13 protein-coding genes are annotated in these 20,559 nt (G+C 48.1%); 5 read left to right on the top strand and 8 right to left on the bottom strand.

What is annotated here, in order from left to right; translation table 11 throughout:
* Nucleotides 1-11 precede the first annotated feature (11 nt).
* Nucleotides 12-902: a phosphoribosylaminoimidazolesuccinocarboxamide synthase gene (locus tag ACYQ2M_RS18710; protein WP_459917901.1), complete on the top strand. Its 891-nt coding sequence runs from the start codon at nucleotides 12-14 to the stop codon at nucleotides 900-902.
* 244 nt (nucleotides 903-1,146) lie between these two features.
* Here the strand turns inward: ACYQ2M_RS18710 and fusA are convergent, their stop codons facing one another.
* From fusA to xseA, 6 genes are all read right to left on the bottom strand, one after another.
* A complete protein-coding gene (gene fusA / locus ACYQ2M_RS18705) occupies nucleotides 1,147-3,216 on the bottom strand; it encodes an elongation factor G (protein WP_459917900.1) in 2,070 nt (689 codons plus the stop codon).
* Between the two features lie 207 nt (nucleotides 3,217-3,423).
* Entirely contained in the window at nucleotides 3,424-4,191 is a 768-nt protein-coding gene (locus ACYQ2M_RS18700; protein WP_459917899.1) for a TlyA family RNA methyltransferase, read from the bottom strand.
* On the bottom strand, nucleotides 4,178-6,061 hold the full coding sequence (gene dxs / locus ACYQ2M_RS18695) for a 1-deoxy-D-xylulose-5-phosphate synthase (protein ID WP_459917898.1): 1,884 nt from the start codon (nucleotides 6,059-6,061) through the stop codon (nucleotides 4,178-4,180). The genes ACYQ2M_RS18700 and dxs overlap by 14 nt, the downstream gene beginning before the upstream one ends.
* Nucleotides 6,062-6,084: 23 nt before the next feature.
* A complete protein-coding gene (locus ACYQ2M_RS18690) occupies nucleotides 6,085-7,005 on the bottom strand; it encodes a polyprenyl synthetase family protein (protein ID WP_459917897.1) in 921 nt (306 codons plus the stop codon).
* Complete coding sequence (xseB, locus tag ACYQ2M_RS18685; RefSeq protein WP_459917896.1) at nucleotides 6,995-7,225, bottom strand: exodeoxyribonuclease VII small subunit; 231 nt, start codon at nucleotides 7,223-7,225, stop codon at nucleotides 6,995-6,997. The genes ACYQ2M_RS18690 and xseB overlap by 11 nt, the downstream gene beginning before the upstream one ends.
* Nucleotides 7,203-8,564, bottom strand: coding sequence for an exodeoxyribonuclease VII large subunit (gene xseA / locus ACYQ2M_RS18680; RefSeq protein WP_459917895.1), 1,362 nt, complete (start codon nucleotides 8,562-8,564; stop codon nucleotides 7,203-7,205). Before xseA ends, xseB begins: the two co-directional genes overlap by 23 nt.
* An 889-nt stretch (nucleotides 8,565-9,453) precedes the next feature.
* On the opposite strand from xseA, the gene ACYQ2M_RS18675 reads away from it, so the two are divergent.
* The 4 genes from ACYQ2M_RS18675 (at nucleotide 9,454) to mltF (ending at nucleotide 16,369) form a co-directional block, all read left to right on the top strand.
* Nucleotides 9,454-10,161 (top strand): Bax inhibitor-1/YccA family protein, encoded by a 708-nt coding sequence (locus tag ACYQ2M_RS18675; RefSeq protein ID WP_459917894.1) that lies wholly within the window; start codon nucleotides 9,454-9,456, stop codon nucleotides 10,159-10,161.
* A 302-nt stretch (nucleotides 10,162-10,463) separates the two neighbouring features.
* Nucleotides 10,464-12,515, top strand: a complete 2,052-nt coding sequence (parE, locus tag ACYQ2M_RS18670; protein WP_459917893.1) for a DNA topoisomerase IV subunit B — start codon at nucleotides 10,464-10,466, stop codon at nucleotides 12,513-12,515.
* Nucleotides 12,512-14,806, top strand: a complete 2,295-nt coding sequence (gene parC / locus ACYQ2M_RS18665; protein ID WP_459917892.1) for a DNA topoisomerase IV subunit A — start codon at nucleotides 12,512-12,514, stop codon at nucleotides 14,804-14,806. The genes parE and parC overlap by 4 nt, the downstream gene beginning before the upstream one ends.
* A gap of 138 nt (nucleotides 14,807-14,944) precedes the next feature.
* Nucleotides 14,945-16,369 (top strand): membrane-bound lytic murein transglycosylase MltF, encoded by a 1,425-nt coding sequence (gene mltF, locus ACYQ2M_RS18660; protein WP_459917891.1) that lies wholly within the window; start codon nucleotides 14,945-14,947, stop codon nucleotides 16,367-16,369.
* Nucleotides 16,370-16,655: 286 nt separating this feature from the next.
* Here the strand turns inward: mltF and uvrC are convergent, their stop codons facing one another.
* Together uvrC and uvrB are read right to left on the bottom strand one after the other, a co-directional pair.
* Nucleotides 16,656-18,476, bottom strand: a complete 1,821-nt coding sequence (gene uvrC / locus ACYQ2M_RS18655) for an excinuclease ABC subunit UvrC (protein ID WP_459917890.1) — start codon at nucleotides 18,474-18,476, stop codon at nucleotides 16,656-16,658.
* 9 nt (nucleotides 18,477-18,485) lie between these two features.
* Nucleotides 18,486-20,477 carry an excinuclease ABC subunit UvrB gene (gene uvrB, locus ACYQ2M_RS18650; protein ID WP_459917889.1) on the bottom strand — a complete coding sequence of 664 codons (1,992 nt, stop codon included), beginning with the start codon at nucleotides 20,475-20,477 and terminating at the stop codon, nucleotides 18,486-18,488.
* Between the last annotated feature and the right edge of the window lie 82 nt (nucleotides 20,478-20,559).

The raw sequence follows: 20,559 nt of genomic DNA, 5'->3' as shown, positions 1-20,559 counted from the left end.
GGAGACCCCCAATGACCCAACCGGTACTTGAAACAAATTTTAAAGATCTCAATATGATAAGAAAAGGAAAGGTTCGTGATATTTATGACCTGGGAGACAGCCTACTCATGGTTACTACGGACAGACTTTCCGCCTTTGATGTGGTACTTCCCAATGGTATTCCAGACAAAGGAAAGGTGCTGACACAATTTTCCGTTTTCTGGTTCAAAGAAATGGAGGATCTCATCGGCAATCACCTCATTGCCCATGAGATAGATCAGTTCCCGGCGGTGTGCCAGCCCTACAAAGACATTCTGGAAGGACGAAGCATGCTGGTGAAAAAAGCCGAACCCCTGCCCGTGGAATGCATTGTCCGGGGATATATTTCAGGCTCCGGATGGAAATCCTACCAGCAAGAAGGGCATGTCTGCGGTATTACGCTTCCTTCGGGATTAAAAGAATCGGACAAACTGCCCCAGCCCCTTTATACCCCTTCCACCAAGGCTGAGGTGGGGGATCATGACATAAATGTGGACTTTGAACACACAGTTAAACTTCTGGGTAGAGATCAGGCGGAAAAGCTCCGGGATCTTAGTCTGGCCATATACAACAGAGGTGTTGAAAAGGCGCTTTCAAAAAATATTATCATTGCTGACACCAAATTTGAATTTGGCATGGTGGATGGAGAAATTATTCTCATTGATGAGGTGTTGACCCCCGATTCTTCACGGTTCTGGCCCCAGGAGTCTTATTGTACCGGCGGAGCCCAGAAAAGTTTTGACAAACAGTTTGTCCGTGATTGGCTGGAATCCTCCGGTTGGAATAAAAAATCCCCCGGACCGGAACTGCCCCCCGATGTGATCAGCCGCACCGCCGATAAATATCAGGAAGCCCTTGCCCTGATCACCGGAAAAGCCTTATAAATTAATTGACCGGTACCGCGGAAATCAAACCCGGTTCTCCTAAAAATAAAGGTGGCAGGCAAAAGCCTGCCACCTTTATTTTTAGGGGTTGGTCACAAGCCTGACCTCTCCTTCTTGCCCCATCTTATGACCTAATCCTTTTATTCTCTGGATTCATATAAGGCCGATGGTACTAATTTCCCCTTTTAACCTCCAGACAATTTTTCCGTGGGGGCTAAAAGGGGACCAACAATTATCAATCCTGTTATTCTTCCTGTTCCGCCTTGATTTTTTCAATGACCTTCTGGGATATATCTCCGGGAACCTCATCATAATGATCAAATTCCATGGTGAAAGTACCCCTGCCACCGGTCATGGATCTTAGATCCGGTGCATACCGCAGAAATTCCGCCATGGGAACATTGGCATTGATCACCTGTTTTGCGCCTTCGGTGTCCATGCCAAGCACCCGGCCCCGGCGGGAGTTCAAATCACCCATGATATCACCGGTGAATTCGTCGGGTACCACGATGGAAACCTTCATAATGGGCTCAAGAAGGGTGGGTTTGGCCTGTTCCGCTGCCTTTTTAAAAGCAATGGACCCAGCCATTTTAAAGGCCATTTCCGATGAATCAACGGAATGATAACTGCCGTCATCAACTGTTACCCTGAAGTCCACACAGGGGAAACCTGCCAGTAAGCCTTTCTGACTGGCCTCAATGATGCCCTTTTCAACGGCGGGGATATATGTCCGGGGAATGGACCCGCCCACAATGGCATCCACAAACTGAAAGCCTTCGCCCTTGGGGAGGGGTTCCATGACGATCCAGCAGTCGCCAAACTGACCATGACCACCGGACTGTTTTTTATGTCGACCCTGGACTCGGATTTTTTTCTTAAAGGTTTCCCGATAGGGTACCTTGGGAGTTTTTATTTCCATCTCCACATTGAATTTACGTTTAATCTTTTCAATTGTGGTTTCAATGTGTACAAGACCACGGCCGGACAGAATGGTTTCGTTGGTTTCGGTTTCCCGTTTGAGAATAAGTCCGGTATCTTCTTCAAGAATTTTTCTCAGGGCGCCATGAATTTTATCCTCCTCGCCCTTGTTTTTGGAATAAACGGCAAAGGAAATAACCGGCGGCATGGGTTGCGGAGCATCAAACATTATCTCTTTATCACCACTCATGGTATCACCGGTGAAGGTGTCTTTCAATTTGGCAACCGCCACGATGGCACCGGGAGATGCTTCGGTGATGGGGGCCTGTTCCTTGCCCCGGATTTCCAGCAACTGGGTAAAACGTTCCTTGGAATTTTTATTTACATTGAGGAAATTACCCTCCTTACCAAGCGTTCCGGAGATCACCCGAAACAAAGACAGCCTGCCCGCATAGGGGTCCACTATGGTGTTGAACACAAATCCGTAAAAGGGACCATCAGCATCAGGGGCAATTTCCACGGTCTCGCCCTTGTCATCTTTAGCCGTCCAGGCACCCCGATCCAGAGGGGAGGGCATGCTGGAATTAATAAAATCAAACAGAAGATCCACGCCGATCAGACGGGTGGCTGCTCCGCAGAGTACCGGTGAAAATTCACATGCCAGAATGCCTTTTCGGAAGGTTTCCTTGAGTTCTTCCTGGGAAAGTTCTTCCCCCTCAAGATATTTTTCCAGTAGATCATCATCCAGCTCTGCTATGTTTTCCACAAAGGATTCCCGGGCGGCTTCATAGGCATCGGTCATTTCCGCAGGGATATCTGTTTGTGTTGCCTTGCCCTGATCATCATAGATATAAGCCTTGCCGGAGATTACATCCACGATACCCTTGAAATCATTCATCTGGCCAATGGGAAGCTGAACAATGATGGTTTTACGTTTCAGTGTGTTCTCGCAGGTGGCGGCAACGGAGTCCACACTGGCGCGTTCCTTGTCCATTTTATTGATAAAAAGCACAGAGGGAAGATGGTACTCTTCCACACAGGCGGCGGCTTCTTCTGTCATTGCACTTGGCCCATCAACGGCATCAACAACTATGATGACACCGTCGGAAGCCGGAATACATGTTTTAGCCGCAGAAAAGAAATTCTGGTCCCCCGGAGTATCCATCAGTGTGACCAGATGTTTTTTCCATGTATACTTATGGAAAGCGCTGCTGACACTCTGTTGTTTTCTTACTTCTTCCGGCTGGAAATCCATGGCAGTATTGCCCTCTTCAACCTTGCCCAGACGCTTGATGACGCCGGCGCTGAAAAGCATTGATTCAGCCAGAGAAGTTTTACCCGCACCCCCATGACCTGCCAGAGCGATGTTTCTCAATTTTGCGATTTGTTCCGTCATTACAGCTCCTTTTCCAGTGATAATTAAGTTGAATCAAGAATTTACATATATCAATTCATGTCAATGATGCAAGGATAGTTTTGGCTGAGCTTCAAATTCGGGTTTTCTAACATCTCCTGCATTCACCGACCTCAGGTGGGTTACTCTGATGACAGCATGTCAGGCTTTTACCCGAAGGTGGCCGATTTTATGACCAAGCCCTTAAAATTATTTTACTCTGTTTCCTCCATACTCTACATAGCGCATGGGAAGAATGAATTCAATGTTTCCTTTGGGGCCCGGCACAGGGGACTCAATTACAGGATCAGCATCATATCCCTGTCCATCAAAAAAAGAGACGATTTCTTCCACAATTTCCTGCCTCACAATGGGATCTCTAACTACACCTCCCTTGCCTATACGATCTTTGCCTGCTTCAAACTGGGGTTTGATCAAGGCCAGAACCAGTGAGCCTGGCTTCATGAACTGCCGGGCCGCCGGCACCACCAGCTTTAATGAAATAAAAGAGGTATCAATAGTGATAAGATCCACACATTCCCCAATGGTGTCAAAGGAAATGTACCGGATATTGGTACGTTCAATGACGTTAACCCGGTCATCCTGTCTCAGGGACCAGGCCATCTGACCATATCCAACATCAACGGCATGGACTTTTTTTGCCCCGTGCTGGAGCATGCAGTCGGTGAATCCCCCGGTGGACGCCCCGATGTCAAGGCAAGTATATCCGGTTAAATCAAGGGACAAAACATCCAATGCCCGTTCAAGTTTCAGGCCCCCCCGGCTGACATAGGGAATATCTTTTTCCTTTAAGGTCACATGTGCATGGGATAAAATTTTTATTCCGGCTTTGTCCACGGGCAGCCCGTCCACCTGTACATGGCCGGCCATGATCATGGCCCGGGCCCGTTCCCGTGAGGGGACCAGCCCCTTTTCCACCATAAGGGCATCCAACCTCAGTTTATCAGTCTGTGCCATGGCTCAACATCTCCTCCACCGCGGTCACCACGGCCTCAGCATCAACCTTATATGCTTTTCTAAGCGTTGACTGGGGACCGTGTTCCACAAAAGTATCTCTGATACCCACCCGTTTAACTCTGCAGTTAAAGGCATCATTGTCGGCCAGCAATTCCAGGACGGCACTGCCGAATCCGCCGTCCAGGACATGCTCTTCAATGGTTATAAGTTTTCCGGTTTTAAGGGCCATGTCAAGGATGAGATCTTTGTCCAGAGGTTTTACAAACCGGGCATTTATCACCGCAACGGAAACCCCGGTTTCTTCAAGAACCTTTGCCGCCTTCAAGGCCTCCTGTACCACTCGTCCCACGGCAATCAACACAATGTCATGACCATCCTGCAACAGTTCACCCTGGCCGATTTTTAGGGATGGAGTGGGGGCATCCATGTCCACCCCTTCTCCGCAGCCTCGGGGATATCTCAGGGCAATGGGACCATGATGGTTGACGGCCAGCGCCAGCATGGATCTTAGCTCTCTTTCATCCTTTGGAGCCATGATGGTCAAATTGGGTATGTTTCTTAGAAAGGCATAATCAAACAGCCCGTGATGGGTGGGGCCGTCTTCACCAACAATCCCCCCCCGGTCCATGGCAAAGATAACCGGATGTCCGTCAATGCAGACATCATGGAGAATCTGATCATAGGCCCGCTGCATAAAGGTGGAATAAATAGCCACCACGGGCTTCATGCCCCGGGAGGCCATACCTGCGGCAAAGGTGACGGCGTGCTGTTCGGCAATGCCCACATCAAAAAAACGCTCCGGGAAGGTATCAGCAAAGGCCTGCAGACCTGTACCTTCCGGCATGGCTGCGGTGATGGCCACCAGGCGATCGTCGTGTTTTGCCAGGTCAAGCATGGCCCTGCCGAATACTTGGGTATAGGTGGGAATTTTATTTTTCCCCGGGGGACTGTGACCGGTTTCAACGTCAAAGGAACTCACCCCATGGTAGTAAACCGGATTTTTTTCCGCAGGCGGATATCCTTTTCCCTTGGTGGTAATCACATGGAGCAGCACAGGCTCATTGTGTTTTTTAATGTTTTCCAGAATATCGATGAGGTGGTTCAGCCGATGTCCGTCAATGGGACCGAAATAATCAAAATTAAAAGCCTCAAACAGCATGCCCGGGGTGACGAAGGTCTTAAAAGAATCCTCGGAACGTTTGGCAAATTTATACATGTCATCCCCGATGCCCGGCAGGGATTTTAAAAACAGACCAAACTCCTTGCGCATGCTCTGGAGAGAGTGGGCTGATAATTTTCTACTTAAAAAAGAAGATAATGCCCCCACATTGGGGGATATGGACATGTCATTGTCATTTAGGATAACGATGAGATCCCGTTCGGAATCCCCTGCCTGGTTCAAACCTTCATAGGCAAGGCCTGCGGTGAGGGAACCATCCCCGATGACGGAAATCACCTTGGATCTGTCGTTTCTAAGGTGCTTTGCGCTGGCAATGCCAAGGCCAGCGGAAATGGAGGTACTAGCATGTCCTACGGTGAAGGCATCACAGGGGTTTTCACTTATCTTGGTAAACCCGGAAATCCCTTGGTAAGCCCTCAAGGTATCAAACTGGGTATCACGTCCGGTGAGCAATTTATGGGCATAGGCTTGGTGTCCCACATCCCAGATAAGGCTGTCCTCGGGCAAGTCAAACACATAGTGGATGGCCATGGTGAGCTCCACCGCTCCCAGGCTGGAGGCCAGATGTCCCCCGGTTTTCGACACCACGGAAATGATTCTCTGCCTGATTTCATCTGCCAGGAGGGGCAATTCCTTCCGGGAAAGGGCCTTGAGATCATCACCGTTTTGAATCTGTTGAAGCAGGGTCACCGATTTATTCTCCTTGAAAAAACTTATCTTTTTCTTGTTATGATATAGTCTGCAATGGCCATCAGGGGCCGGGCGTTTTCCCCTAGAGAAACCAGGGCCTCCCGGGCATCGGCCACAAGGTTGGCGGCAAACTGCCTGGAAGGTTCAAGGCCCAGAAGGGCAGGGAAGGTTAACTTATCATGCTGGGCATCGGAGCCCGTTGCCTTGCCCATGATGGCAGCATCCCCCTCCACATTTAAAATATCATCCACCACCTGAAAGGCCAGACCGATTTTTTCAGAATAAAGGACCAGTTGATCCCGCACAGCAGGGGTTGCCCCGGCACAAACTGCACCGGCCTCAACACTTACCTTTATCATCTGCCCGGTTTTCAGCCAATGCAGTTTTTTTAAATAATCCATGGAATCAGACACCGGCATATCCAGATCCGGGGCCAGCATATCCATCATCTGACCTTCCACCATGCCAGCCACTCCTGCGGCCCGGGACACCATGTGAATAAGTTCAAGTAAAATATGGTCAGATGGAAAAAGATCAAAGCACAGGGCAGGGCGGGACAAAACGGTAAAGGCATGGGTTAAAAGGGCATCACCTGCCAGAATGGCAGTGGCTTCTGTAAACGCTTTGTGACAGGTGGGCAGACCCCGGCGCAGATCATCATCATCCATGGCAGGCAGATCATCGTGGATCAGGGAATAAGTATGGATCATCTCAATGGCGCAGGCCGGGGGCAGGGCAAGCAGCGCGTTTTCCCCTGATGCTTCGGCGGCTGCCATGCACAGCACCGGACGTAATCGTTTTCCACCCGCCATGAGGGAATGGCGCATGGCCCGGGTGAGTTCAAGCTGTTCATCTCTCCGGGAAAGAATATCAAGGAGGGCATTCTCCAGGATTTCCCGCTTCTGCGTCAGGTATTTTTGAAGGTCAAAGGAATCAGGACTCATTATCAAAGGGCTCTTCAACCAGATCTCCCTGGCTGTTTTTAATTAATAAGGTTATTTTTTTTTCGGTTTCATCCAGAGTTTTAAGACAGAATTTGGAACATGCCATACCGGTTTCAAATTTTTTAATGGATTCTTCCAGGGAAAGGGTGCCGGACTCCAGCTCCCGGACAATTTCTTCCAGTTGTGTCAATGTTGACTCAAAGGTTTTCTTTTTTGCCATATTGTTTTTCCACCTGACAGATCAGCCGTCCCCGGGAAAGCAGGACTTCGACTGAATCTCCGTTTTTGGTTGTTGTGCTGTCTGTGATAATTTTTTGTTCCGGTCCGCAGGTCCGGGTAATGCTGTAACCTCTATTAAGAACGGCAAGGGGACTCAGTGCGCCCAGTTTTGAATGCTGTTCATGGATGCCGGCCCGTGCTGTCACAAGGCGTGCGACCATGGCCCGGACCAGCTGGCGGGTCAAAAACCCGCAGGTTTCCTTGTTCTCAACGATTCGTCTCGCGGGTGAAGCCGCTGAAAGAGCTTTGGTGCACCACATTATTCTTTGTCGATGCATGTCCAGTTTACCGGCCATCTGCCCGGTAAGTCGCTGATCCAGATCGGACAGGCGCATGCGTAGATCATCCATGCGGGCCCGGGGACTTTTAAGTCTTGAATTCAAATCGTTAAGACGCGTTTTCAACCGAATCAGTGAACGGTCCAGCCCGGAAACCAGGGCATTTTCAAATCCCAAAATGTCCCGGACCAGCTTTGTTTTTTCCGGCAGGGCAAGTTCTGCCGCCGCAGACGGAGTGGGGGCACGCAGATCTGCAACAAAATCACAGATGGTGAAATCCGTTTCATGTCCCACCGCAGAAATAACAGGTATGGTGGAGGCAAACACAGCCCTGGCAACGGATTCTGCGTTAAAGGGTGCCAGATCTTCCAAGGAACCACCCCCCCGGGCAACAATAATCAGCTGGGAGGTGGCACGTTCATTTACGGTCTGTATGGCCCGGCAAATCTGGGCATCTGCACCGTCTCCCTGAACTTTTACCGGCACAATTTCCAGATGAACAGATGGAAATCTTCGATGGGAAACATGTATAATATCCCTTATAACTGCACCGGTGGGAGAGGTTATAATGCTGATTTTTGAGGGTAAAAAGGGCAGGGGGCGTTTATGGGAAGCATCAAACAGGCCTTCTTGTCCCAGCTGTTTTTTCAGTAGTTCAAACCGTACATGTAACAGGCCTGCACCTTCTGGGGCCATGTGTTCAAAAATAATTTGATAACTACCCCGGGGCTCATACAGGGATAGACGACCCATGCCTGTTATGCGCATGCCGTTTTGTGGTTTAAAGTCAAGACGTTTGAGCTGGTTGCGAAACATCACGCCACTGATAAGGGCGGAATCATCCTTCAGGGAAAAATAACAATGCCCCGATGCAGGGACAGATAGATTTGAGATTTCTCCGGTGAGCCACACAAAGGGATAGGTGGACTCAATGAGTTGTTTCAATTGACGGGTCAAACCTGAAACCGTATAAATTTCCGGAGATGTGCTGGTGCGGTTCATTTTTTTCCTTGGGGTGCATGATATTCTTAAAAAATTAACAAAGAGAAACCTGCACCCGGATTCTTAGCAACGATCCGTTTTTTTTGGGAGCCTGGTGAGATATTTTATCAAGTCCCATTTTTATTCTTGACACCGAAAATTATTGTCCATCGGTAAACTGTAAAGGTTGAGTTATAAAACAGACCGAGAGGAATGACAATACCAAACATGATCTGATGGGGACTTACATGGCCCATGACGGAGCCATGAGTTTTTTTAGAATCTTTATTTTCAATCGACTCAATCAGCTCAAAAAAAGAGGCATGTAATTTTGTCAATGCTTTGGGCAGATTCAAACTTAAACTGAAGCTTTAAAAAAAACACCGAGGTCCGGGACTGAATTTTTTTAACCAACTGAGATTTGTCATAATGCAAAATCATATATTCCAGCATATACTCATATATAATCGTAATATTTAGTTTGAAATTACTTGTTGGTCCGATAATATATATTATGTTAACTTTTTTTCAATATAAAATATTGAAGCCCAGTCCTGTATGCTTCCCTGCCCTTTAGCATGTAGCATGCTTTTCACATGCTTCTCATCGAATCCCTAATTTATCAACAACAGCTAACAGTCCCAGATTTGTATGGCAGTCTAGTCTCCTATCTGTATAATTCCTGGGGCTGCGCTGCAACGATCTACAGATCCTGGTGGAATTGTATTTGCAGATTTAAGTTGAAATGTCCAAGGGCTGTGTTATATTTTTATTCAAGCAGGACAATGGAAAATAAAAAAACGATGGGCAGGCTTTTTTTAAAGTGTTTAAAAAGTTCACTGCTAATTTAAATCATCTGATTTTCCGCTTTGCTTTAAATTAATAAAAATAATAACAGGAGACATTTACAATGAATCTTTCTTCTTCCTTTTCACAGGCTGGATCACTTGTGCGCGTCAATGCGTTTATCCGCAGCGTTTACAACTGGATGGCCATCGGACTTGCTTTGACGGGATTCACCGCTTTTTATGTGGCCAGCAGTCCCACACTGCTTCAGATCATCTTCGGTAACCAGATCGTTCTGTTTGGTATGATCATTGGTGAACTTGCCATGGTGTTTTATCTCTCAGCCAGGGTCCAGAAGATGAATGCCTCCACAGCAACGGCATTATTTGTTGTTTATTCCATACTCAATGGTGCCACTCTGGCCTCTATTTTCATCATCTATACGGCATCATCCATTGCAACCACCTTTATCACCTGTGCATTAACCTTTGCCGCATGCAGTGTCTACGGCATGGTGACCAAGCGGGATCTGACCTCCATGGGTGGATTCCTGATGATGGGACTCATCGGCATTATTATTGCCTCCTTGATCAACATGTTTTTCAGAAGCCCCGGGCTCAGCATGGTTATATCCTACGTTGGTGTTCTGGTTTTTGTGGGCCTCACCGCCTATGATACCCAGAAACTTAAACAAATGGCTCTTACCCAGCCCGTTGACGCCAGTGGTGCAATGGTCAGAAAAGGTGCCATAATGGGTGCATTGGCTCTGTACCTTGACTTTATAAATCTGTTTCTCATGCTGCTTCATATTTTTGGCGTAACAAGAGACTAAATATCTTCACTGACATCAGGCGATTTCTGCCAGATAATATACCGCTAAATCATGGGTATATATTTGTTATCAATCGCTTTAGGTGGCCAAATTAAGACAGCGCAAATCCCCGACAAGATTGACAATCACCTTGTCGGGTGATTTTCTGCTGTTTTTTTATTTTTCAAGTATTGTAGATTGTCGGTCGATGTATGAGTAAATCCGAGAAGAAAAAATCAGGATTTTATTTTTTTAATTGTGGGTGGATCTGTATGAAATACAGGGTCTGCCCATGGTAGTTATGAGGAGTTACCCCCCTGACCATGGAGCTGTTTAAATCCCAGTCCGCCACGGACACCGGCACAAACAAAGATGTCCCTGGTGGTTACAATGCTGAATCCATTGAAGTACTTAAAGGTCTTGATCCTGTAAAACGCAGACCCGGCATGTACACGGACACCACAAGTCCCGATCACTTGGCCCACGAGGTGATTGACAACAGCGTGGATGAAGCCATTGCTGGCCATGCCGACCGCATCGATGTAACCCTTCACGAGGATAATTCCCTGGAAGTCAGTGACAATGGCCGTGGCATGCCCGTGGACATCCACCCAGTGGAAAAAATATCCGGCGTGGAACTCATCATGACTCGACTCCATGCCGGGGCTAAATTTTCCAGTAAAGAGTATGATTTTTCAGGTGGTCTTCACGGGGTTGGCGTTTCCGTGGTCAATGCCCTTTCCACCTTTCTGGAAGTTAATATTCTCCGGGATGGTGCCCTGTACAGAATTACTTTTAAAGATGGCTTCAAGAGTGAAGATCTTGAAATAGTTAAGAAAACAAATACAAAAAAAACCGGCACCACCATTCGTTTTTACCCGGATATCTCCTATTTTGAGGTACCTAATTTTTCCAAAAAGAATTTAAAACATGCCCTTAAAGCCAAGGCTGTGCTCTGTCCCGGACTTTTGATCACCTTGGCGGATAAAAAAAGCGGCACAAAGGATGAATGGCAGTTTGAAAACGGATTGCTTGATTACCTGATAGAATCCTTTGACGGGTGTGAAACCCTGCTTGGAGAACCCTTCACCGGTGAAAAAAAGGCAGAGGATACAGCTGTTTCCTGGGCTGTGGATTGGAGTGAAGAACGACGGGATAATCTATGCGAAAGCTATGTCAACCTTATTCCCACCCGCCAAGGGGGTACCCATGTAAACGGATTCAGGTCTGGACTTCTGGAATCCATCAGAGAATTTTGTGGGTTCCATGATCTCTTGCCCAAGGGCATTCACATTGCTCCGGAGGATATCTGGCACAACATTGGGTTTATTTTATCTGTGAAGCTTTCCGATGCCCAGTTTTCAGGCCAGACCAAAGAGCGACTTTCCTCCCGTCACTGCAGCGGTTTTGTCAATTCCACCGTGAGGGATGCCTTCAGTCTTTGGCTCAATCAAAACACGGTGATCGGTGAAAAACTTGCGGCCGCGGCCCTGGAAAATGCCAGGACCCGCCTGAAAAAGGCAAAAACAGTCACCCGCAAGCGCGTCACAGCCGGCCCTGCCCTGCCCGGTAAATTATCCGACTGTACCTCCAATGATCCAGAAAAGTGTGAAATTTTTCTGGTGGAGGGAGATTCCGCCGGTGGTTCAGCCAAACAGGCCCGAGACCGAAGATTCCAGGCCATCATGCCCCTGCGGGGAAAAATTTTGAACACCTGGGAGACAGACCCCACCCAGATTCTGGCCTCCAAAGAAATCCATGATATTTCCGTGGCCATGGGAGTCGATCCAGACACGCCAGACATTTCCGGCCTTCGCTACCATAAGATCTGTATTCTGGCCGACGCAGACTCCGACGGCCTCCACATTGCCACCCTTCTATGCGCTCTTTTTTACCGGCATTTCGGCGAAGTTGTGCGTCAGGGCCATATTTTTGTTGCCATGCCTCCGTTGTTTCGCATTGATGTGGGCAAAGAGGTGTTTTACGCCCTGGATGAGGAAGAAAAGGAAGCTATTATTAAAAAGATTGAACGCCGCAAAAAACATGGAAAAATAAATGTTCAACGATTCAAGGGGCTGGGAGAAATGAATCCATTACAGCTCAGAGAAACCACCATTTCCCCTGATACCCGTCGTCTGGTTCAGCTCACTGTGGCAAAGGATGATATCGGCGGCATACCTTTTCCTGATAATCAGAATAAAAGGATATCCCCAAGGTCGGAAAGCGAAATGATTATGGAAACAGGTACCCGTGATAAAACAGAATTTCAAGCCAGGAGTGTTTTTGAAATAATGGATCTGCTCCTTGGTAAAAAAAGAGCATCTGATCGTCGTCGCTGGATTGAAGAAAATGGCAACCTCATGGAGGTGGAATGATGACAAGTCCTTCTCCCATGATGCTTGATGATTTTGAAAAAATGCCCTTTGAGACGTTTGCTGAAAAAGCATATCTCAACTATGCCATGTATGTCATCCTGGACCGCGCCCTGCCCCATATTGCCGACGGACTTAAACCCGTGCAGCGCAGAATTGTTTATGCAATGAGCCAGCTGGGGCTTTCCGCCACGGCCAAATACAAAAAATCCGCACGCACCGTGGGGGATGTGCTGGGTAAATTTCATCCCCATGGAGATTCCGCCTGTTACGAGGCAATGGTGCTGCTGGCTCAGCCCTTTTCCTGCCGATACCCGCTGCTGGACGGCCAGGGTAACTGGGGTGCTCCTGATGATCCCAAATCCTTTGCCGCCATGCGGTACACCGAATCCCGGCTTTCCCGGTACAGTGAACTGTTGCTGGCTGAACTCAATGCCGGGGCCACAGAGTGGCGGCCAAATTTTGATGGAACCCTGAAAGAACCGGCCCTTTTACCGTCCCGTCTTCCTAATTTGCTCTTAAACGGCACAACGGGCATTGCCGTGGGCATGGCAACGGATGTTCCCCCCCACAATTTAACTGAAATTGCCAATGCCTGCATATATCTTCTGGACCATCCCAGGGCGGATTTGGATGCCGTAATGACCCATATCTCCGGGCCGGATTACCCCACGGATGCAGAAATCATCACCCCTTGCCATGAAATCCGGGAAATGTACCTCACAGGCAACGGCCGCATCAAAATGAGGGCCACCTACTTTGAGGAACGGGGGGACATTGTTATAAACGCCCTGCCCTTTCACTCCTCCGGGGAAAAAATACTTGAACAGATCGCCGGTCAGATGGAGGCAAAGAAACTGCCCATGGTTGCGGATATCCGGGACGAATCCGACCATGAATCTCCTACACGTCTGGTGATTGTCCCTCGATCTTCCCGCACCAATATTGATACGCTCATGGCGCATCTGTTTGCCACCACGGATCTGGAACGCTCCTACCGGGTGAACATGAACATGATCGGTTTAAACGGCAAGCCCGAGGTAAAGCCTCTTATGACCTTCTTGCATGAATGGTTAGAGTTCAGGATGGATACCGTCACCAAACGATTGAAGCATCGCCTGGATCAGGTCCTGGACCGACTTCATATTCTGGAAGGACTTCTAACTGCCTTTTTAAACATTGATGAGGTCATTGAAATCATCCGCACCCAGGATGATCCCGAAACATCTCTGATTAATAGATTTAATCTGTCAACCCGCCAGGCCCAGGCCATTCTGGAAATCAAGCTGCGTCACCTTGCAAAGCTTGAAGAAATGAAAATTAAAGGCGAGCAGGCAGAACTCGAAACCGAACGAAAATTCCTTGAAAAAACACTGGGGTCAAAAAAACAGCTGGTTGCATTGCTTAAAAAAGAAATCCGCCAGGATATTAAAATCCACGGGGATGGCAGACGCTCCCCCCTGCGGGAACGAAAGGAAGCTGAGGCCTTTTCCGAAGAAGAAGTCATTGCCACAGAACCTGTGAGCATCATCCTTTCCACCAATGGATGGGTAAGGTCAGCCAAGGGCCATGATATTGATCCTGAAAAACTCAAATTCAAAACCGGCGATTCCCTGCTGGCCCATGCCCATACCTTGAGTAACCGCCCGGTGGTCTTCATTGATACCACTGGCCGCTGCTATTGTCTTGCCGCCCATACTCTGCCGTCGGCCCGGGGGATGGGTGAGCCCCTGACCGGACGGCTTTCCTTAAAACCCGATGCCGCCATCTCCACCATGGTAAATGGAAATGATGATGATCTTTATTTTCTATATTCCGACACCGGGTTCGGGTTTATCACGGATTTTACCAGCATGATCACCCGGAATAAAAACGGTAAGGTGCTCATCAATCTGACAGAGCATGCCCAATTGATGACACCCCAACGGATACACCATCCGGAAACAGACCTTATTGCGGTTATCACCACGGTGGGCCGGTTTCTTCTATTTCCAGTTCAGGAAATGCCAAAGCTGGAAAAAGGGAAAGGTAATAAAATTATCGGCATACCGAAAAATGAAGTCCAGATGTCCGGGGGAGAACGAATCATCCTGTTAAAAATAGTTCCCCATGGCTCCAGTCTGGTCATTCATGCGGGAAAACATTTTCTCCGATTAAAGCCGGGGAACCAGGAAAATTACATGGGTAAACGGGGGTTTCGTGGCAGAAAACTTCCCAGAGGTTTTCAAAATGTCAATGATGTGGAGGTTATTGCCCCTGAAATACCGGATATTGTTCAGGATGATCAATCCTGACCTGCTGGTGCAGCAAGATTGGGGAGGGGTTTATCCCTGCCACGGTTGACTCGCCAGCTGTGACGGGTGGCCCATGCCGTGAGAAAGCCCACAAGCCCAATGAATTAAAAAACTATGCCCCCCTGAAAAGGAGGTGATGTGGATATAAAAAAATATATTTCCGAATATTTCTTACTGAGCCTTATTCTGCTTCTCATCTGCGGACTTGTGGCTGTGTGTATTAATATTAATAAGGGAAAGGTCATTGATGACACAGATCTACTTTCCAGGATACTAAAACAAAAAAAAATTACTCTTATTACTGACAACAATTCCAATGCTTACCACCTCTACCGGGGTCAGCCCATGGGTTTTGAATACGAACTGGCCCGGGCCTTTGCAGATTTTCTGGATGTTGACCTGGATGTGGTGACACCGGGATGGAACAGCATGGAGCCCTTTCTTGAAACCGGGCAGGGAGATTTCATCGGGGCGGCTTTGACCATCACCGAGAGACGTGAAAAAACTTTGCTTTTTTCACAGCCTTACATGGCGGTTCAGCAGCAGATTGTCTATCACAAATCAAGCCGCGGCATTGATAGCCTTGAAAAGCTTGCCGGAAAAACCATCCATGTCCGCAGAAACACCTCCTACCACCATCGCCTTGAGGCGCTCAGGGAAAGCGGAATTGATATTGATATTGAGTTGTTGGACAATATCCCTTCTGAAGAAATTATTCAGATGGTGGCAGAAAAAAAAATAAAATACACCGTGGTGGACTCCAACATCGCCCAGATCAATCGCCGGTACTATCCTGACATTGTCATCGGCATTGCCATCCAGGATGTGGAATTCATTGGCTGGGCCGTAAATCCATCTGAAATACGACTGCTGGATCGCATCAATCATTTTTTTTACCACATTAATAAAACAGGATATTATAAAAAAATTTCCAACAAGTATTACGGGAACATTAATAATTTTGATTATTTTGATGTGAAAAAATTTCATCAGCGCCTGACCACCCGCTTTCCTAAATATCGAAAATACATTATCCAGGAAGCGTTCAAATATGGTTTTGACTGGCGGATCATCGCGGCCATGGTGTACCAGGAATCCCATTTTGATCCCTTTGCAAAAAGCTTCACCGGTGTGCGAGGACTCATGCAGGTCACGGAAAACACGGCCCGGGAAATGGGAATATCCAATCGGCTGGACCCAGTTTTAAGCCTCAGGGCCGGGGTTAAATACCTTCACACCCTTTACAAACGATTTGATGATATTGAAGATCCCAATGAAAAATTGCTCTTTGCCATCGGCAGTTACAATGTGGGATACGGCCATATTAAGGATGCCCAGAAACTGGCGGCGGCGGACAACCTGGATCCGCATAAATGGGCATCCCTTGAAAAAACCCTGCCCCTCTTAACCAAACGAAAATATTATCAGAAAACACGGCATGGCTATGCCAGGGGGAGAGAGCCGGTGAGGCATGTACGTCAGGTTCTAATGTATTATGACATTCTGAAAAAGAAACTTACATCCTCTCCCGTGCCATCCATGGGAGCCAATCTTCATTTTTAATAGAGGGATGTATTCCCATCCCAAGTGCATAACCATTTTCCCGGCATTATATCATACGACTAAACTTTCGATGTTCGCCTTTCGTGGTGGGGGCAGGCTTGCGTTGTTGACGTTTTTGTTGCAATTTGAGAAGACACTGCCTTTCGTACAAAAGTACAATAATACAAGCCTGACCCCGTTGGCGCATGAACTGTATAAAAACGCCAGCTTTGATATGAACTCCGAAAGTTGAAATACAATATTAAGCCTGAGATCCAGGTTGTGACCAAGTCCCTGATTCTCAAGCTTAAATTTTCAGTCTGTCAAACACAGCCCGGGCTGCGGATCGCGTCATGCCCGGCAGATCTGACAATTCTTCCATGCTTGCCTGCTTCATGGCAGAGACCCCTTTATAGGTCTTGAGCAGAAGGCTCTTTCGTTTTTTGCCGATGCCGGGGATGTCGTCAAGAATCGAACCTCCTGCCCTTTTTCCCCGGCGTTTACGCTGGAAGGTAACGGCCACTCGGTGGGCCTCATCCCGTAACTGCTGGAGCAGATAAAGGGCCTTCAATGCCTGACCGGTGTTCAATGGATTGGAACGATGGGGAATGTAGATTTTATCGTGTACCTCCCCTTTTTCCACATCTTTTTTGGCAAGACCGGCTACATGGATTTTATTGTCCAGGTCCAGATCCTTTAATACAGCCATGGCCATGGAAAGCTGTCCCTTGCCACCATCCACCACCAGGAGATCTGGCAGAGGCAGGGGCTCTTTTTTATCCGGGGCAAATCGTCGGCTGAGCACCTCGGTCATATAGGCATAATCATCATGCCCTGGCACCTGTTTAATGATGAATGTCCGATAGGCCGACTTGTCGGGCCTGCCATCGGTGAACACCACCATGGAGGACACCGGATCAGTGCCGGCAATATTGGAATTATCATAACATTCAATGCGCCGGGGAAGCTTGCCCATGCCCATGAGTTTCTGAAGCATGGCAAGAACGGCATCAGTTTCCGCCTGCTGGGACAGTGAGGTTTTTAATTCATTCTCAGCATTGAATCGGGCCATCTCCACGATTTGTTTTTTATCCCCCCGCTCCGGAATTAACAGATGCACCCGACGTCCTTTTTTTTCCGTGAACCGGGCTTCCATAATGGATCTATCCTCCACGTCATGGGAGATCAGAATCTGGGGAGGGATAAAGGTATGGTTGTCATAATACTGCATGACAAAGGCCCCCAAGATTTCGGAAATACCGTTCCAGGTCATATCAAAATGAAAATGCCGGGTCCCCGTTACATATCCCGATCGAACAAAAAGCACAGTCACAACTGCCCTGCCCTGGTCTCCATGGCAAGCAATGACATCCCGGTCCATCATGTCCGTGGCCACGGCAATTTGTCGCTCTAATGTTTTTTCAATTGCAAACAGGGTATCACGGAGTTGGGCCGCCCGTTCAAAGGCCTGGGCATCGGCGGCATGATGCATTTCTTTTTTCAATCGCACAATCAGCTCGGGGGCCCTGCCCTTTAAAAACAATTTTACATCATTGACCATCTCTGTATACACGGCATGGGGCACATCAAGGCAGCAGGGCCCGAGACATGCCTTGATCTGGTACTGCAGACAGGGCCGGGAACGATTGTTAAACTGTGTTTTCCTGCATTTTCTCAGCTTGAATATGCGGTTGACCTGTTTTAAGGTTTGCCGGACACTGTGGGAGGAAGAATACGGTCCAAAATAGCTGGCCTGATCATTTTTAATTTTTCTCACCACCTGGAGGGCCGGATAATTTTCCGTGGTATCCAGGCGCAGGCATGGATAATTTTTTCCATCCTTTAAAATCACATTGTATCTGGGCTTGTGTTTTTTTATGAGGGTGGATTCCAGGATCAGGGCTTCATGATCACCGCCCGTGACAATGATCTCAAAATCAACAATATTTTTAATGAGAATGGCGGTTTTAGGATCATGGCCTGTGGTCTTTACAAAATAGGCACCCAGCCGTTTTTTCAGATTTCCAGCCTTGCCCACGTAAATGATACGGTCCCTTGCATCCTTCATTAGATAAACCCCGGAAACCTCGGGTGTCATGGCGTATTTTTCCTGCAGGGTGCTGTTCATCAAAACCGGTTACAACTCCTTCAGGCGGGTGAGTTCTTTGATCTTGTCCCGGAGATCCGCCGCTTTTTCAAACCGCATCTCATCTGCGGCCTGTTTCATTTCCATTTCCAGCCCCATTATGATGTCAGACAGATTTTCCGACTCGGGATCATAGGTGTCCATGGCTTCCTGGACCCGGTTTTCCGGGGTTGTTATGGCTTTTTCCATGGTGTAATCAAACACGCGCAAATCTTTTTGAATGGTGGCAGGGGTAATATGGTGCCTTTCATTATACTCACGCTGGATTTTCCGCCGCCTATGGGTTTCTTCCATGGCTTTTTTCATGGAAGGGGTGATGCGATCGGCATACATGATCACCTTGCCGGCGGCATTTCGTGCAGCCCTGCCAAAGGTCTGGATTAAAGAACGATAGGATCTCAAAAAACCCTCTTTATCGGCATCCAGAATGGCCACAAGGGAAACCTCCGGGATATCCAAGCCTTCTCTGAGCAGGTTAATACCTATAAGGACATCAAACACTCCCTTCCTTAAATCCTGTATGATGTCAATGCGCTCCACAGTGCCAATATCAGAATGAAGATATTTAACCTTGATGCCAAAATCTGCAAAGTACTCGGCCAGATCTTCGGACATTCGTTTGGTCAGGGTAGTGACAAGCACTCGCTCATCGGCCTCCACACGCTTTATAATCTCTTCGTAGAGATCATCCACTTGGGTGGTGGCACTGCGCACCTCCAGAACAGGGTCTAAAAGTCCCGTGGGCCGGACAATCTGTTCTGTCACCCGGCCATCTGCTCTTTCCATTTCATAATCGGCCGGGGTGGCGGACACATACACCACATGGGGCGGCTTCTTTTTAAACTCTTCAAATTTAAGGGGACGGTTATCCAGGGCGGAAGGCAGGCGAAAGCCATGCCCCACAAGGGTTTCTTTGCGGGAGCGGTCGGCCTTGTACATGGCCCCCACCTGGGATACAGAGATGTGACTTTCATCAAAGAACAGAACAAAATCATCGGGGAAATAATCCAGTAGCGTGGGTGGCGGTTCCCCCGGGGATCGGCCGGTGAGATGTCGGGAATAATTTTCAATGCCGTTGCAATACCCAATCTCGTTCATCATTTCCAGATCGTACTGGGTTCTTTCCTCCAGTCGTTGAGCTTCTAACAGTCTGTTTTCCTTATAATAAAATTCCAATCTCTGTTTGAGTTCTTCGGTGATGGCCTTAACGGCCCGCTTCCGGGTCTGGCTTTTGGTGACATAATGGGATGCCGGATAAACGGCGGTTTTTTTGATGTGATGAAGCACCGTTCCCTTCAGGGGATCTATCTCGGCAATGCTTTCAATGTCATCGCCGAAAAAATCAATGCGCAGGGCTTTATCCTCTTCATAGGCCGGAAATACCTCTACCCGATCCCCCCGAACCCGGAAGGTGCCCCGGTGAAAATCCACATCGTTGCGGGTGTACTGGATATTGACCAGCTCGTTTAAAAGGACTTCCCGGGGTTTTTCCATATCCTGGGCAATCTCCACCCGCAGGGCCAGATAATCCTCGGGCGCACCTAGACCATAAATGCACGACACGCTGGCCACCACAATAACGTCCTTGCGGGCCAGAACCGACCGGGTGGCGGAGTGACGCATCTTGTCAATGAGTTCGTTGATGGAAGAATCTTTTTGGATATAGGTATCGCTTGAGGGAATGTAAGCTTCAGGCTGGTAATAGTCGTAATAACTGACAAAATATTCCACGGCATTTTCCGGAAACAGCAGTTTGAATTCATTGTAAAGCTGGGCCGCCAGGGTTTTGTTGGGGGCCATGATAAGACTCGGTTTTTCAACGCTTGCAATGATGTTGGCCATGGTAAATGTTTTACCTGAACCCGTGACTCCTAACAATACCTGGTGAGCTTTGCCTGCTTTTATCCCCCGGGAAAGGTATTCAATGGCCTGGGGCTGATCTCCGGTGGGTTGAAACGGTGATTTTATTTTAAAAAGACCCATTAATCTCCTAAGTAAGGTAAAAGTTTGAAAGGGGACTTGGCCACAGCAGGGGAGCGCACATTGCCAAGGCAGGCCCATGTTA

The sequence above is a fragment of the Desulfocicer niacini genome (assembly GCF_054657595.1).
Note: the sequence above shows the minus strand (reverse complement) of the source record. Positions and strands in the feature narration are given on the sequence as shown.

Excerpts from the sequence above, each read along its gene's own strand:
- parE (WP_459917893.1), top strand. The coding sequence starts at position 10,464 with ATGGAGCTGTTTAAATCCCAGTCCGCCACGGACACCGGCACAAACAAA.
- xseB (WP_459917896.1), bottom strand. The coding sequence starts at position 7,225 with ATGGCAAAAAAGAAAACCTTTGAGTCAACATTGACACAACTGGAAGAA.
- ACYQ2M_RS18710 (WP_459917901.1), top strand. The coding sequence starts at position 12 with ATGACCCAACCGGTACTTGAAACAAATTTTAAAGATCTCAATATGATA.
- uvrC (WP_459917890.1), bottom strand. The coding sequence starts at position 18,476 with ATGAACAGCACCCTGCAGGAAAAATACGCCATGACACCCGAGGTTTCC.
- ACYQ2M_RS18675 (WP_459917894.1), top strand. The coding sequence starts at position 9,454 with ATGAATCTTTCTTCTTCCTTTTCACAGGCTGGATCACTTGTGCGCGTC.
- parC (WP_459917892.1), top strand. The coding sequence starts at position 12,512 with ATGATGACAAGTCCTTCTCCCATGATGCTTGATGATTTTGAAAAAATG.
- fusA (WP_459917900.1), bottom strand. The coding sequence starts at position 3,216 with ATGACGGAACAAATCGCAAAATTGAGAAACATCGCTCTGGCAGGTCAT.
- uvrB (WP_459917889.1), bottom strand. The coding sequence starts at position 20,477 with ATGGGTCTTTTTAAAATAAAATCACCGTTTCAACCCACCGGAGATCAG.
- ACYQ2M_RS18700 (WP_459917899.1), bottom strand. The coding sequence starts at position 4,191 with ATGGCACAGACTGATAAACTGAGGTTGGATGCCCTTATGGTGGAAAAG.
- ACYQ2M_RS18690 (WP_459917897.1), bottom strand. The coding sequence starts at position 7,005 with ATGAGTCCTGATTCCTTTGACCTTCAAAAATACCTGACGCAGAAGCGG.
- xseA (WP_459917895.1), bottom strand. The coding sequence starts at position 8,564 with ATGAACCGCACCAGCACATCTCCGGAAATTTATACGGTTTCAGGTTTG.